15 protein-coding genes are annotated in these 14,010 nt (G+C 67.2%); 9 read left to right on the forward strand and 6 right to left on the reverse strand.

Annotation, left to right across the window (positions count from 1 at the left end; translation table 11 throughout):
• Nucleotides 1-6 precede the first annotated feature (6 nt).
• From LOKHON_RS09770 to LOKHON_RS09810, 9 genes are all read left to right on the forward strand, one after another.
• Nucleotides 7-1,185 (forward strand): OmpP1/FadL family transporter, encoded by a 1,179-nt coding sequence (locus LOKHON_RS09770; RefSeq protein WP_017928521.1) that lies wholly within the window; start codon nucleotides 7-9, stop codon nucleotides 1,183-1,185.
• Nucleotides 1,186-1,299: 114 nt separating this feature from the next.
• A complete protein-coding gene (locus tag LOKHON_RS09775; RefSeq protein WP_036082529.1) occupies nucleotides 1,300-2,235 on the forward strand; it encodes a DMT family transporter in 936 nt (311 codons plus the stop codon).
• A gap of 51 nt (nucleotides 2,236-2,286) precedes the next feature.
• Nucleotides 2,287-3,171, forward strand: coding sequence for a hypothetical protein (locus LOKHON_RS09780; RefSeq protein WP_017928519.1), 885 nt, complete (start codon nucleotides 2,287-2,289; stop codon nucleotides 3,169-3,171).
• A 29-nt stretch (nucleotides 3,172-3,200) separates the two neighbouring features.
• Entirely contained in the window at nucleotides 3,201-4,124 is a 924-nt protein-coding gene (locus tag LOKHON_RS09785) for a homoserine O-succinyltransferase (RefSeq protein ID WP_017928518.1), read from the forward strand.
• Entirely contained in the window at nucleotides 4,114-5,091 is a 978-nt protein-coding gene (locus tag LOKHON_RS09790; RefSeq protein ID WP_017928517.1) for an alpha/beta fold hydrolase, read from the forward strand. Before LOKHON_RS09785 ends, LOKHON_RS09790 begins: the two co-directional genes overlap by 11 nt.
• A 42-nt stretch (nucleotides 5,092-5,133) precedes the next feature.
• Nucleotides 5,134-6,006 (forward strand): polyphosphate kinase 2, encoded by an 873-nt coding sequence (gene ppk2, locus LOKHON_RS09795; protein WP_026147478.1) that lies wholly within the window; start codon nucleotides 5,134-5,136, stop codon nucleotides 6,004-6,006.
• Between the two features lies 1 nt (nucleotide 6,007).
• A complete protein-coding gene (locus tag LOKHON_RS09800; RefSeq protein ID WP_017928515.1) occupies nucleotides 6,008-6,643 on the forward strand; it encodes a TetR/AcrR family transcriptional regulator in 636 nt (211 codons plus the stop codon).
• Nucleotides 6,644-6,804: 161 nt separating this feature from the next.
• A complete protein-coding gene (locus tag LOKHON_RS09805; protein WP_017928514.1) occupies nucleotides 6,805-7,956 on the forward strand; it encodes a helix-turn-helix transcriptional regulator in 1,152 nt (383 codons plus the stop codon).
• Nucleotides 7,957-7,980: 24 nt separating this feature from the next.
• Nucleotides 7,981-8,484 carry an acyloxyacyl hydrolase gene (locus LOKHON_RS09810; RefSeq protein WP_017928513.1) on the forward strand — a complete coding sequence of 168 codons (504 nt, stop codon included), beginning with the start codon at nucleotides 7,981-7,983 and terminating at the stop codon, nucleotides 8,482-8,484.
• Here the strand turns inward: LOKHON_RS09810 and LOKHON_RS09815 are convergent, their stop codons facing one another.
• The 6 genes from LOKHON_RS09815 to LOKHON_RS09840 form a co-directional block, all read right to left on the reverse strand.
• Nucleotides 8,485-9,561: an ABC transporter ATP-binding protein gene (locus LOKHON_RS09815; protein ID WP_017928512.1), complete on the reverse strand. Its 1,077-nt coding sequence runs from the start codon at nucleotides 9,559-9,561 to the stop codon at nucleotides 8,485-8,487.
• Complete coding sequence (locus LOKHON_RS09820; RefSeq protein WP_017928511.1) at nucleotides 9,558-10,367, reverse strand: ABC transporter permease; 810 nt, start codon at nucleotides 10,365-10,367, stop codon at nucleotides 9,558-9,560. Before LOKHON_RS09820 ends, LOKHON_RS09815 begins: the two co-directional genes overlap by 4 nt.
• Nucleotides 10,364-11,239 (reverse strand): ABC transporter permease, encoded by an 876-nt coding sequence (locus LOKHON_RS09825; protein ID WP_017928510.1) that lies wholly within the window; start codon nucleotides 11,237-11,239, stop codon nucleotides 10,364-10,366. The genes LOKHON_RS09820 and LOKHON_RS09825 overlap by 4 nt, the downstream gene beginning before the upstream one ends.
• A gap of 208 nt (nucleotides 11,240-11,447) precedes the next feature.
• Nucleotides 11,448-11,939, reverse strand: coding sequence for a 30S ribosomal protein S9 (gene rpsI, locus LOKHON_RS09830; protein WP_017928509.1), 492 nt, complete (start codon nucleotides 11,937-11,939; stop codon nucleotides 11,448-11,450).
• Nucleotides 11,939-12,400 (reverse strand): 50S ribosomal protein L13, encoded by a 462-nt coding sequence (gene rplM, locus LOKHON_RS09835; RefSeq protein ID WP_017928508.1) that lies wholly within the window; start codon nucleotides 12,398-12,400, stop codon nucleotides 11,939-11,941. Before rplM ends, rpsI begins: the two co-directional genes overlap by 1 nt.
• Nucleotides 12,401-12,573: 173 nt before the next feature.
• Nucleotides 12,574-13,971, reverse strand: a complete 1,398-nt coding sequence (locus LOKHON_RS09840; RefSeq protein ID WP_017928507.1) for an aminotransferase-like domain-containing protein — start codon at nucleotides 13,969-13,971, stop codon at nucleotides 12,574-12,576.
• Nucleotides 13,972-14,010: the final 39 nt, after the last annotated feature.

Raw genomic sequence — 14,010 nt, forward strand, 5'->3', positions numbered from 1 at the left:
GAGACCATGAAACTGCATTACGGCGCCACGAGCGCGCTGGCGCTGGCGACGGCGCTGATGGCCACGACGGCGGGCGCCGTCGGGCTCGACCGTTCGAACCAGGACGTCACCGCGATCTTCGAGGAGGGCAACCTCCTCGAACTGAGCTATGGCCGGGTGTTTCCCGATCTCAGCGGTCGTGACCTCGAAGACCGGACGACTCTGGACCCGGTCGCGGAATATGACGGGGTCGGCGAGGATTTTCTCAACGTCTCCGGCAGCCTGAAATTCGACATCACCCCCGACATCTCCATGGCGCTGATCGTCGACCAGCCGTTCGGGGCGGACATCCTGTATCCCGAAACCGCGGGCAGCAATCTCGGCGGCACCAGCGCCGATCTCGACAGCCTCGCGATGACGCTGGTGGGTCGCTACAAGGTCAACGAGAATTTCAGCTTCCATGGCGGCCTGCGTGGCGAGAAACTGGAAGGGCGGATCCGTCTCAACGGGGCCGCCTATCGTGCACTGAGCGGCTACGAGGTCGAGCTTGAGGACAACACCGCCTATGGCTACGTGCTGGGTGCCGCCTATGAGCGTCCCGAGATCGCGCTGCGCGTGGCGCTGACCTACAATTCGGTGATCGAGCATGATTTCGACGCGGTGGAGAGCATCCCCGCGCTGCTGCAGACGCCGCCGCCGCTTGGCCCCGGCTTTCCGGCCGTGGCGGCCGGGACGACCACCGTGGAAACGCCCGAAAGCTGGAATCTCGACCTGCAGACCGGCGTGGCGCAGGACACGCTCGTTTTCGCCAATATCCGCTATGCCGCGTATGCCGATACGATCGTCTCGCCGCAGATCTTCAGCCTCGCGACCGGCGGCGCCAGCCTGACCAACATCGAAGACAACTACTCGGCGCAGATCGGCGTCGGCCGCCGGTTCAACGACATGTTCTCGGCCCAGGCCGCGATCGGCTTCGAGCCGGAAAAGGACGATCTCGTCTCGCCGCTCGACCCGACCAACGGCAAGCGCTGGATCAGCCTCGGCGGCGCCTACAAGGCGAGCGAGCAGGTCACCCTGTCGGGCGGCGTGCGCTATACCCTGCTGGGCGATTCGATGCCCGAAACCGGCACGCCGGATGTGGCGCAGGCGCGCTTCACGGACAACGACGCGCTGGCGGTCGGGATGAGCATCACGACCCGCTTCTGATCCGCACCGAAAACCTGAAAGAGGGGCCGGCCATCGCGCCGGCCCCTTTCGCGTTTGCATGCAATGCGCATGTTCCGGATTGCGCCGGCATCCGGGCCGTGCACAGTGCCGGGCATGACATCGCAGAAAACCATGACCAACGCGGCCTGGGCGCAGCTCGGCCTTCTGGCCCTGATCTGGGGCGGCTCGTTTTTGTCGGTGCGCGTGGCGCTCGACCAGGTGGGGCCGCTTTGGATCGTCAGCCACCGCGCGGTCTGGGCCGCCGCGGTGCTCTGGCCGGTCGTGCTCATCCGCCGCCTGCCCTTGCCGCGCACATGGCGGCTCTGGGCGGTGCTGGCGGTCATGGGCGCGCTCAACAACGCCATCCCCTTCGGGCTTCTGGCCTGGGGGCAGCAGCATGTCGAAACCGGGCTGATCGCGATTCTCAACGCCGCCACGGCGATCTTCGGCGTGCTGTTCGCGGCGATCTTCTTTGCCGATGAACGGCTCACCGCGCGCAAGGCGGTGGGCGTGGCGCTCGGGTTTTCGGGGTGGTGCTGGGTGATCGGCCCCTCGGCGCTGTCGGGCTTCGATCCCGGCGCGCTGGGTCAGGTCGCGGCGATCGGCGCGACGGTCTCCTACGCGCTGGCCGGCGTCTGGGCGCGCAAGATGATGGGCGGGCTGCCGCCGCTCACCGCCAGCGCGGGCATGGTCACCGGTGCCGCGCTGATCATGGTGCCGCTGGCCTGGAGCGTCGAGGGCGCGCCGCGTCTCGATCTCGCCCCGGCCACGATCGCGGGGCTGGCCTATGTGTCGGTCGGCTCCACCGCGCTGGCCTATATCCTCTATTACCGCGTCATCGCCGTGGCGGGCAGCGGCAACGTGCTTCTGGTGACTTTGATGGTCGCGCCCGTGGCGATCCTTCTGGGCGTCGTGGTGCTGGACGAAACCCTGCCCGCGCGCGCCTATCCGGGCTTTGCGCTGCTGGCCTGCGGGCTTGCGGTGCTCGACGGGCGGATCTGGCGGCGGCTGCGGCGCGGCACGCGCGCGGTGCCCGCGCCCCGGCCCTGAGGCGGCAATTCGATCTGGAACTCCCGCTGCTGCGGCTTTACCCATGCGGTCATGATCCATCTCTCCGCCTCCGACTGGCTGTCCGCCCCGCGCAAACGCGTCCTGTTCTTCGGCATGTCCGGTCTGGGAAAGACGCATGTGTCGACCCTGCTGCGCCGCTCGGGCGACTGGTTCCACTATTCGATCGACTACCGCATCGGCACCCGCCACATGGGCGAGCTGATCGCCGACAACGCCAAGCGCGAGGCGATGAAGGTGCCGTTCCTGCGCGAGCTTCTGCTGTCGGACAGCATCTATATCGGCTCGAACATCAGCTTCGACAATCTCGCCCCTGTTTCGGCCTATCTCGGAAAGCCGGGCAACCCCGACAAGGGCGGCCTGCCCTTCGACACCTATCGCCAACGGCAGGAGCAGTTCCGCCGGGCCGAGATCGCCGCCCTCGAAGACACGCCGTGGTTCATCGACCGGGCCGAGGCGCTGTATGGCTATCCGCATTTCGTCTGTGACACCGGTGGGTCGATCTGCGAATGGGTCGATCCCGACGACCCGGACGACCCGCTGATGGCGCTGCTGTCGAAACAGATGCTGATGATCTGGATCGAGGGCTCGGACGCGCACACCGCCGAGCTGGTCCGCCGCTTCGACCGCGCGCCGAAGCCCATGGCCTACAGCCCCGCCTTCCTGATGCGGGCATGGCGCGACTATCTTTCCGAAACCGGGCTCAGGGAGGCGCGCGTCGATCCCGACGCCTTCATCCGCTGGACCTATGGCCGGGCGCTGGCGCATCGCCAGCCGCGCTATGCCAAGATGGCCGAACGCTGGGGGCTCGCGATTCCCGCCGAGGCGCTCGCGGATCTCGCATCGGCCGATGAATTCGACGCGGTGGTGGCCGAGGCGCTCGACGCGCGGCTTGGCAAGAGCCGCCGCGAAGCCTAGATCACCCCTTCCATCCAGAAGGTCAGACCATGCCCATCAAGATCCCCGAAGCTCTCCCCGCCTATGACGTGCTGACGCGCGAGGGCGTGATGGTGATGTCGGAGGACCAGGCGGCGCGGCAGGACATCCGCCCGCTGAAGATCGGGCTTTTGAACCTGATGCCCAAGAAGATCCAGACCGAGACGCAGTTCGCCCGGCTGATCGGGGCGACGCCGCTGCAGATCGAGCTGACGCTGATCCGCATGTCGGATCACGAGGCGCGCAACACCACGCCCGAGCACATGGAGGAGTTCTATCACCCCTTCTCCGAGATCGAGGCCTCGGGCCAGAAGTTCGACGGCTTTCTCGTCACCGGCGCGCCGGTCGAGCATCTCGATTTCGACGAAGTGACCTACTGGGACGAGCTGCGCCGCGTCTTCGACTGGACCCGAAGCCACGCGCATTCGACCTTCGGCGTCTGCTGGGGCGGCATGGCGCTGATCGCGCATCAGCACGGCATCGCCAAGCACATGCTCGACGCCAAGGCCTTCGGCTGTTTCCGGCACCGCAATCTCAAGCCCGACAGCCCCTATCTGCGCGGCTTTTCGGACGATTGCACTGTGCCGGTGAGCCGCTGGACCGAGATCCGCCAGGACGAGATCGACGCGCGCCCCGAGCTGGTGACGCTGCTGGCCTCTGACGAGGTGGGGCCCTGCCTCGTGGAGGATCCGGCGCGGCGCGCGCTCTACCTGTTCAACCATTTCGAATATGACAGCCACACGCTCAAGGAAGAATACGACCGCGATGTCGCCTCCGGCGCCGAGATCGCGGTGCCGGTGAACTACTACCCCGGCGACGATCCGACCAAGCCGCCCTCGAACCGCTGGCGCAGCCATGCGCATCTTCTTTACGGCAACTGGATCAACGAGATCTACCAGACCACCCCTTACGACCTGAACGACATTGGCCGTTAAGCTCGCCGCGCTGGTCGCGCTCACGGCGCTTGCGGGCTGCGCCTTCGTGGATTTCCGCGCCGACCGGCGCGAGGCACGGGCGCAGGCCGCGCATCCGCCGCTGGGCCGGATCGTCGAGGTCGAAGGCCGGCGCGTGCACGCCATGGTGTCGGGCAGCGGCCCCGATCTGGTGCTGATCCACGGCGCCTCGGGCAATTTGCGCGACATGGCCTTCGGGCTGATGGACCGGCTCGACGACGATTACCGCGTCATCGCCTTCGACCGGCCCGGGCTGGGGTATTCGGACCCGATCGACCCGCGCGCCGATGATTCCTTCACCACCCGCGCCGACAGCGTCGCGGCGCAGGCGCGGCTGTTGCAGGCCGCCGCCGCCGAGCTCGGGGCCGGTCGCCCGATCGTCCTGGGCCATTCCTTCGGCGGCGCGGTCGCCATGGCCTGGGCGCTGGAGCGGCCCGACAACATCGCCGCCCTCGTCGACGTCGCCGGGGCGACGATGCCGTGGGACAGCGGGCTCGCCGCGCTTTACAGGATCAACGGCTCGGCCCTGGGCGGCGCGGCGGTGGTGCCGCTCATCACCGCCTTCGCGCCCGAGGAAAAGGTCGAGGACACGGTCGAGGCGATCTTTGCGCCCAACCCGGTGCCCGAAGGCTATGCCGATTTCGTCGGGGCGACCCTCGCGGTGCGGCGCGACAGCCTGCGCATCAACGCGCGGCAGGTGAACGGGCTGCTGCCGCAGGTGACGCAGATGCGCGCGCGCTACGCGTCGATCGACCTGCCGGTCGAGATCGTGCACGGCGTCGCCGACACCATCGTGCCGCTGGAGGTGCATTCGGCCCGGCTGGCCGAGCTGATCCCCGGCGCGAACCTGACGGTGCTGGAAAACGTTGGACATATGCCCCACCACACCACCCCGCGCGAGGTGGTGGCGGCGGTCGACCGGGCCGCGCGGCGCGCAGGATTGCGCTGACGTCGCGCGATCCGCAACATGGGCCGGGGCAAGGAGATGCAGATGGACAAGCCGTTCGACGGGGCGATCAGCCGCTTTCGCGACGAAGAGGCGCCGGAAGAGATCCGGCGCATGCTGCACGAGGCGGGCAAGGACGGCATCGCCAGCCCGCGCTTTCCCTACCCGGCCAAGTGGAAGCGCAAGGAATACGCCGCCGCGATGGCGGATCTGCAGATCGAGCTGGTCAAGATGCAGGCCTGGGTCAAGGCGACCGGACAGCGCGTCGTGGTGATCTTCGAGGGCCGCGACGCCGCTGGCAAGGGTGGCACCATCGCGCGGTTTCGCGAAAACCTGAACCCGCGCGGCGCCCGCGTCGTGGCACTGTCGAAACCGACCGAGGCCGAGGCGGGCCAGTGGTATTTCCAGCGCTACGTGCGCGAGCTGCCCACCAAGGGCGAAATCGTCTTCTTCGACCGCTCGTGGTACAACCGCGCCGTGGTCGAGCCGGTCTTCGGTTTTGCCGGCGACGATCAGGTCGCGCGGTTCTACGACCAGGTCGCCCCGTTCGAGAAGATGCTCACCGACGACGGCATCGCGCTGTTCAAGCTGTGGATCAATGTCGGCCGCGCGACGCAGCTGGAGCGGTTTCTCAAGCGCGAGAACGATCCGCTCAAGCAATGGAAGCTGTCATGGGTCGATGTCGAGGGGCTGCGCAAATGGGACGCCTATACCCGCCATATCGGCACCATGTTCGAGCGCACCGATTTCGACGTCGCGCCCTGGACGGTGATCCGTGGCGATGACAAGCGCCGCGCGCGGGTGAACGCGATCCGCAGCGTGCTGTCGCGGCTCGACTACCCGGACAAGGACGCGCAGGCCATCGGCGCGCTCGACCCGAAGATCGCGGGCGGGTCCGAAATCTGGCCGCGCGACTGACGTGGCCAAGCAGGGATATCACCACGGCAACCTGCGTCAGGCGCTGGTCGAGGCCAGCCTGAAGCTGATCGAGGCCAAGGGCCCGACCGGCTTTACCCTGTCGGAGGCCGCGCGCGAGGCGGGCGTGACCCCCGCCGCCGTCTATCGCCATTTCGCCGGGCGCGAGGATTTGATCGCCGAGGCCGCGCGGCAGGGTTACGAGATCTTCGCCGATCTTCTCGAATACGCCTATGACGAAGGCAGGCCTTCCGTGCTTGCCGCCTTCGAGAAGACGGGCCGCGCCTATCTCGCCTTTGCGCGCAAGCATCCCGGCCACTACGTCGCGATGTTCGAAAGCGGCATCGGGGTCCAGCGCAACCCCGAGCTGGCGGCCGCCTCGCGCCGTGCGCTCGGCGTGCTCGAACGCGCCGCCGAGGCGCTGTCCGAACGCATCCCCGCGCATCGCCGCCCGCCGCCGCAGATGTTCGCAGCCCATGTCTGGGCGATGAGCCATGGCGTGGTGGAGCTGTTCGCGCGCGGCTCGCCCGGCACGCGTGCGCCGTTTCCGCCCGAGGATCTGCTCGAAAGCGGAATCGGCGTGTATCTGCGCGGTCTTGGGCTCGTCGCGCCGGATGACGGGACGGGTGGCGGGCCCTGACCTCAACTTGGGAAACTAGGGGAACGACGAAACTGGACAGAACCCACCGGTTGCAATCAATGTCATGAGATAGCGGATCGCGCATGGTCCGTTCTAACTAGGTCATGATTGTTTCGGGGGGCTGAATGTTTTCATTGCCGCACGACCCCGCTTTTTCAGGGTTGCTTGACGATATCTACCAAGGCGCGCTCACGCCGGACCCATGGGCCGCGCTGCCCGGACGGATCGCCGCGATGGCCGGTGGCGGCGCCTGGGCGCTGCAGCTGGTGCGTCCCGGCCTGCCGAGGCGGGCCGAGCTGCATGGCTGCAATTTCGACCCGGCTTTGACGAGGCTCTACCCCGACCGGTTCGCGGCCCTGAACCCGTGGCTGGATCAGCTGCTGCGGGCGCCGGAGCTGCATCTCGTGCAGGACGACCGGATGATACGGGGCGAGGCATTCTTCGCGAGCGCGTTCTACACCGGGTTCCTGCAGCCGCAGGGTGACATCCATCGCTGTTTCGGCACGCTTCTTGTGCGCGACGATACCGGCAGCCTCGTGCTCAGCTGCAACCACGCGCCCGATCAGGCCGGAACGGTCGGTCGCGCGGGGCCACGGCTGCTGCTGCAGATCGCGCCGCATCTGCGCCGCGCCATCGGGCTGATGCGCGCCGCGCGGCACGATGCCTTGCGCAAAGGCGTGCGGCTGCTCGACGGGCTTGACGGGCGGCAGGCCTGTTTCGTGATCGACCGGCGCGGCCATCTCATCGTCAGCGACAGCCGCGGGACGGCGCTTTTGGAGCAAGGCGGGCTGCTGCGGCTTGCACCCGGCGGGCGGTTGCGCTTTTCGGAGCCGGAGGCGAATGCCGCGCTCGATCGCGCTCTTGCGCAGGGCGACCGGCCCGCAGGGCGCTTTGCGCTTGGCCCCGGCCCCCGGCATGTTCGCCTCATGGCCCTGCCCGATGACACGATGATCGCGCCGCTTAGGGCGCTGCTTGCCGGTGGGCGCGCCGCCGCGGCGCTGATCGTGCCCGAAGCGGGGGCGTCCGACAGGCTCGACGCGGAGCTGACCCGGCTCTATGCTCTCACCCGGGCCGAAACGCTGGTGCTGCGCCTGTTATGCGAAGGCCACGCGATCCCCGAAATCGCGGCGCGGCGCGGGGTGAGCATCAACACCGTACGCAACCAGATGCGCAGCCTGTTCGACAAGACGGGAACCCGCCGGCAGGCCGAGCTGGTGGTGTTGGCGACACGGCTGGGCGCAAACCGCGCTGACATCGGGGCAAGCGGCCCCCCCACGGCTTGCGGTCGGGGCCACGATCCGCATTCTGCCTGACAGGCGCAACCCCAAGGAGCCGACATGGATGGATCGCTCGCCCTTCTTTTCGGTCTCGTCACCGCCGCCGAGCTGACATTCGGCGGTTGCGGCGATGCGGGCTGCCGCGCCGCCGCGCCGCATGCCCGCACGGCCGTGCAATATGGCGAGGTGCTGTTCCAGCGCGAGCGGATGGGCGGCGAGCTCTACCTGCTGCACGAGCGCGGGGGCCATGGCCGGCTGGAGCCGGTGATCGGGCTTTCGGTGTCGGCACGCGGCGACGCTTGGGTCGGGGCCGGTCTGCAATGGACCGGCGCGCTGCCGCATGACAGCTTCGTCCAGCTGTCGCTGATGCCCGGCCTTTACGCCCAGACCGACGGGCCGGATCTGGGCCACATGATCGAGTTCAGGTCCTCTGCCGGTGTCGGCTATGAATTCGACAACGGGGCGCGGGTCTCGCTGCAGTTCGACCACCGCTCGAACGCCGAGCTGTCGGCCCCCAATCCCGGTCTCGAAACCTTTGGCCTGCGGGTGTCGATGCCGCTGTGATCACCTCGGCAGCAGCACCAGCGCCCGTTCGTCCCAGCCCAGCCGCGCGGGCGCGCCGACATCGAGCACGGGCCGCCCGATCAAGTTCTTCATCGACACGGTGAGCGGTTTTTCGATCCCGTCGACCCGGACGTCGTAATAGGTCATGTCGCCGTAATAGACGACCTCCGAGATCACGCCTTCGGCCTCGCGGCGCGGCGCGCTCTCTCCTTCGAACAGGATCGCGAGTGTTTCGGGGCGGATGCCGATGGCGACCGGACCGGAGGAGACCCCGCGCGAGATCTCTTCCGTGATCCCGGCCCGTCCGAGCCCCGCGATCTCCACCGCGCGCCCATCCGCCGAAAGACGACCGTCGAGGAAGTTCATCTTGCCGATGAACTGCGCGACGCGCCGGGTCGCGGGCTTGCGATAGAGCGTTTCGGGATCGGCCACCTGCCCGATTTCGCCTTCGAACATCACCGCGATCCGGTCCGACATCACCAGCGCCTCTTCCTGGTCATGGGTGACGAGGATGAAGGTGATGCCGACCTGCCGCTGCAGCCGGATCAGTTCGAGCTGCATCTGTTCGCGCATCAGCCGGTCGAGCGCGGAGAGCGGCTCGTCGAGCAAAAGCACCTTGGGCTCGAGAATGAGCGCGCGCGCCAATGCCACGCGCTGCCTCTGCCCGCCCGACAAAGCGTGCGCCCGGCGCTTGCCGTACCCCCCGAGGCCGACCATTTCGAGCGCCGTTTCGACCGCGCGGGCCTTTTCCGTCCTGGAGCGCGGATCGCGGCGCAGTCCGAAGCCCACATTCTCGGCCACGGTCAGATGCGGAAACACGGCGTAGGATTGAAACACCATGTTGGTGGGCCGGTGGTTCGGCGCCACGCCCTTCATGTCGCGCCCGTCGATGCGCAAGGCGCCCGAGGTGACGTCTTCGAGCCCGGCGATGGCGCGGAGCAGCGTGGTCTTGCCGCAGCCCGACGGGCCCAGAAGCGAAAAGAACTCGCCCGCGCGGATGTCGAGATCGATATCGCGCAGCGCGTGGTAATCGCCGTAATGCTTGTTGACGCCTTCGAGTTCGATGAGAGCGGTCACAGGAAACCTCCGGTATCCTTGATCCCGGCGCGCGCGAGACCGCGGCGGCGGAACAGTTCGGCGATGACGAGAAGCACGACCGACAACGCCACGAGAATCGTGCCGAGCGCCATGACCACGGGCAGCTGCGCGGGAAAGCGCAAAAGCCCCCAGATATAGACCGGCATGGTCGGGTTGGCGCCGGTCAGGAAGAAGGCGATGATGAATTCGTCGAGGCTGATCGTGAAGGCGATCAGCAGCGACGACACGATGCCCGGCCAGACCAGCGGCAGCGTCACGAGGCGAAACGCCGAAAACCGGCTTTCGCCCAGATCCATCGCCGCCTCCTCGATCGAGGGGTCGAGGTTCTGGAACGCGCCGTTGAGGATCGCGATCGAGAACGGCGCGCAGATCAGCACATGCGCCGCGATCACGGTCCAGTTCGACAGGTTGAGCCCCAGCACCTGCCGCATCACGATCAAGAGCGACACCGCGACGATGATCTCGGGCAGCACCAGCGGCAGCATGACGAAGCCGATGATCCCGCCCTTGCCCGGAAACCGCGCCATCGCCCCGGCGCGCGCCGCGCACAGCCCCAGCAGAGTCGCGAAGACCGCCGTCATGGCGGCGATGAACAGCGAATTGCCCACCGCCTGCCGCAGCGCCGTGTTGGCCGCCAGATCGGTGAACCAGTGCGTCGTGAACCCCTTGAGCGGAAAGGCGATGATCGTCGCGTCGTTGAAGGCGAAAAGCGGCAGGAGCGCGATCGGCGCATAAAGAAACAGCAAATAGAGGATCGCATAGACCCGAAGCGGCGCGCCCTTCATCCCCGCCCCCTGAGCCAGCGGCGGTTGAGACCGACGAAGACCAGCGCGATGGCGGTGACGCAGGTCATGGCGACGATGGCGATGGCCGCGCCCATCGGCGCGTTGTTGAGCTGCAAGAACTGGGTCTGGATCATGTTGGCGATGAGCTTGCCGCCCGCCCCGCCCATCAACTCGGGCGTGACGTAATCGCCGATGGTCGGGATGAAGACGATGAGAACGGCGGCCACGAGCCCTGGCATCGACAACGGCAAGGTGACACGAAAGAAGGTGCTGATCCGGGTTTCGCCGAGATCGCGGCTGGCCTCGATCAGGCTGCGGTCGATCTTTTCGAGCGCGACGAAGATCGGCAGGATCGCGAAGGGCGCGAAGGCATGCGCCAGCGTGATGATCACCGCGTTGACGTTGTAGAGGATGAAGCTCAGCGGCTCGTCGATGATCCCGGCGCCGACGAGGCCGGAATTGATCACGCCGTTATAGCCTAGGATCACCTTCCACAGGAACACGCGGATCAGGTAGCTGGTCCAGAACGGGATGGTGATGAGAAACAGCCAGAGCGACTTGCGCGCGGGCGCGACGTGAAACGACAGGAAATAGGCCACCGGGTAGGCCAGGATCACCGTCACCAGCGTCACGATCCCCGACACCATGAGCGACCGGCCCAAGAGCACGGTATAGATCGGCTTGTCGAAGAACTCGCGGTAATTGGCCAGCGTGAAGCCGGTGTCGATGGTCATGAAGTCCTGCGTCCAGAAGCTGAACAGCACGACCGCGAGAATCGGCAGCGCCAAGAGCGCCAGCGCGTACAAAAACGGCGGCGCCAGCAGCAAAGCCGCCCGTCCACCTTCGGATTTCGTGAAATTCCCCAGCCGCATAGGCGCCCCGTGATCCCCCGCGAGGATGCTTGACCGAGCGGCGTCAAAGATCAACCTCGGATGCGGCTTTCGCCGCAATCGCGCGCCCGCGCAAGAGGGCATCGCGCCCCCGTTTCACCATTCCCCAAATACGCATGCCCGGCTGGCCACATGCGAAAAGGGCGGCCCCTGCGGGGCCGCCCTTTCCTGCCGCGTGATGCGGAAGATATCAGCGCTTCGAGAACTGGAAGCTGCGGCGGGCCTTGCGGCGGCCGTACTTCTTGCGCTCGACGACGCGGCTGTCGCGGGTCAGGAAGCCCGCGGCCTTCAGGGCACCGCGCAGCGAGGGATCGTAAAGCTGCAGCGCCTTGGAAATGCCGTGCTTCACGGCACCGGCCTGGCCCGACAGGCCGCCACCGGCGACGGTGGCGTAGACGTCGAACTGGCCCGAGACACCGGCGACCTGGAACGGCTGGCGCAGGATCATCTGCAGCACCGGACGGGCGAAGTAGGTGTTCATTTCCTTGCCGTTGACGGTGACCTTGCCGGAGCCCGGCTTGATCCAGACGCGTGCAACCGCGTCCTTGCGCTTGCCGGTGGCGTAGGAACGGCCCAGCTCGTCACGGACGGGCTCGCGGGGGGCGAGCGCCTCGGTGTTGACCTGACCTTCGGTCGAGACGGCTTCGCCCAGCTCTTCGAGCGAGTTGATCTGATCGGCCATTATGCGGTCCTCGTGTTCTTCTTGTTCATGGACGCGACGTCCAGAACCTCGGGCTTCTGCGCCTCCATGCCGTGCTCGGCACCGGCGAAGACGCGCAGATGGGTCATCTGCGTGCGCGACAGGCGGTTGCCCGGCAGCATGCGCTTGACGGCCTGCATGACGACGCGCTCGGGGTGGGCGCCATCGAGGATCTGCTGCTTGGTGCGCGACTTGATGCCGCCCGGGTGGCCGGTGTGCCAGTAGAAGTGCTCGTCGCGCTTCTTGCCGGTCATCTGCACCTTGTCCGCGTTGATCACGATGACGTTGTCACCCATGTCCATGTGCGGGGTGAAGGAGGCCTTGTGCTTGCCGCGCAGGCGCATGGCGATGATCGAGGCGAGACGGCCCAGAACGACACCCTCGGCGTCGATCAGGATCCATTTCTTCTCGATATCCGCCGGGGTAGCGGTGAAGGTTTTCATGGTTCTGCCCTTGATCTGCAACGCGCACCGCCCCGAACGGGCCGCCCGCGCAAATTCGATGGGCGGGTTCTAAACGAAGCAGTGGCACAGTCAAGCGCGCATACGGCAAATTAAACGTTTAAAAACAGTAGCTTGAAATTAAGGTATTATTATACCCCACAAAATCGGACGGCTCAGGCCTCCATCACATGCGGCGGTGCCGCAAGCAGCGCCGCCAGCCGGTCGATCGCCGTCTCGAAGGCCGCGTCCTCGCGCAGCCCGGTGAGCGCGAGCCGCACCGCCGATGGCGCCCGCCCGTCGATCAGCGCGAACTCGTCGGCGGGCTTGATCCGGATGCCCTCGGCCTCGGCGGCGCGGCTCAGCGATGACGGCCGCCAGCCGCGCGGCAGGTCGAGCCAGGCGAAGGGCACGCCCTCGCGGCTGCGCGGCTGCCATGGCGCCAGCCGGTCGCGCAGATAGGCCAGCCGTCGGCCCTGCACCTCGAGCACCGCGTCGCGCACCTGTGCCGCGAGCCCGCTCGACAGCGCGGCTTCGGCCAGGGAGACGGTCGGTCGCGACAGGCCGAAGAACTGCTGCTGCGCGGCCACGCGCGGCAGTGCCGCCCGGCCCGGCGCCGCGAGGATCGCGCCAAGCCGCAGGTCGGGGCTCAGCGTCTTGGACAGGGTGGTGACGACCCAGGAACGTTCCGGCGCGAGACGGCGATAGGAGGCGTCCTCGCCCGCGTCGGAGCGAAAGCAGTCATCATCGATGATCTGCAGATTGTACTGACGTGCTATCGATACAATTTGCGCCCGGCGCTCCGGCGATGTGCGGATGGTCGTCGGATTGTGTGCCTCTGCGCTGGTACAAAGCAGCTGCGCCCCGGTTTCGCGGCAGGCCCGGTCGAGTGTCTCCGGCAACAGCCCCTCATCATCGAAGGGCAGGCCGCGGATTTCCGCGCGCACCAGCGCCGCGGCGTGGCGAAAGCCGGGATAGGCCAATTCTTCGGTCAGAACGACCGGGCGCGGCCCGTGCAGCAGCGCCTGCAACAGCACCACCATGCCGTGCTGCGCGCCGGAGGTGAGCACCATGTCGCCTGGGTCGACCGGGCCATGCGCCGGCACGGCGAACCAGTCGGCAAGCCGCGCACGCAGCCCCGCATCGCGGTCGGCGCCGGGATAGCTCACATAGGCGCCCGGCGGCGGATCCGGTAATGTCTTCAGCAGATTGTGCAGCATCTGCCCCTGCCCCACATCGACCACCTGCGCGGTGCGCAGGTTCAGCATCCGCCCATCCTGCCCGGTGCCGCTCGAATCGATCAGCGCCGGCAGCGGTGCGGGCAGGTCGGGTTCGGCCACGAAGGTGCCGCGCCCGACCACGGCGCGCAGCACCTCCTGCTCGACGAGATCCTTGTAGGCCCGCGCCACCGTGCCCGGCGTCACCCCGAGCCGCCACGCCACCTCGCGCACCGGCGGCAACCGGTAGCCCGGCGCGATGGCGCCCGACCCGATCGCCTCCTGGATCGAGCGTTTCAGCGCCTGGTGCTTGACCGGCCCGCCCTTGTCGAGGCTGGGCCACCAGATTGTATCCATGACAAAACTTCCGTAGACGTCAGTTTTTTGGTATTGTAC

This window comes from Limimaricola hongkongensis DSM 17492, from assembly GCF_000600975.2.
GTDB lineage: Bacteria > Pseudomonadota > Alphaproteobacteria > Rhodobacterales > Rhodobacteraceae > Limimaricola > Limimaricola hongkongensis.

Coding starts and splice junctions, on each gene's coding strand:
- LOKHON_RS09770 (WP_017928521.1), top strand. CDS start 7: ATGAAACTGCATTACGGCGCCACGAGCGCGCTGGCGCTGGCGACGGCG.
- LOKHON_RS09825 (WP_017928510.1), bottom strand. CDS start 11,239: ATGCGGCTGGGGAATTTCACGAAATCCGAAGGTGGACGGGCGGCTTTG.
- LOKHON_RS09780 (WP_017928519.1), top strand. CDS start 2,287: ATGATCCATCTCTCCGCCTCCGACTGGCTGTCCGCCCCGCGCAAACGC.
- rpsI (WP_017928509.1), bottom strand. CDS start 11,939: ATGGCCGATCAGATCAACTCGCTCGAAGAGCTGGGCGAAGCCGTCTCG.
- rplM (WP_017928508.1), bottom strand. CDS start 12,400: ATGAAAACCTTCACCGCTACCCCGGCGGATATCGAGAAGAAATGGATC.
- LOKHON_RS09810 (WP_017928513.1), top strand. CDS start 7,981: ATGGATGGATCGCTCGCCCTTCTTTTCGGTCTCGTCACCGCCGCCGAG.
- LOKHON_RS09840 (WP_017928507.1), bottom strand. CDS start 13,971: ATGGATACAATCTGGTGGCCCAGCCTCGACAAGGGCGGGCCGGTCAAG.
- ppk2 (WP_026147478.1), top strand. CDS start 5,134: ATGGACAAGCCGTTCGACGGGGCGATCAGCCGCTTTCGCGACGAAGAG.
- LOKHON_RS09820 (WP_017928511.1), bottom strand. CDS start 10,367: ATGAAGGGCGCGCCGCTTCGGGTCTATGCGATCCTCTATTTGCTGTTT.
- LOKHON_RS09785 (WP_017928518.1), top strand. CDS start 3,201: ATGCCCATCAAGATCCCCGAAGCTCTCCCCGCCTATGACGTGCTGACG.
- LOKHON_RS09775 (WP_036082529.1), top strand. CDS start 1,300: ATGACATCGCAGAAAACCATGACCAACGCGGCCTGGGCGCAGCTCGGC.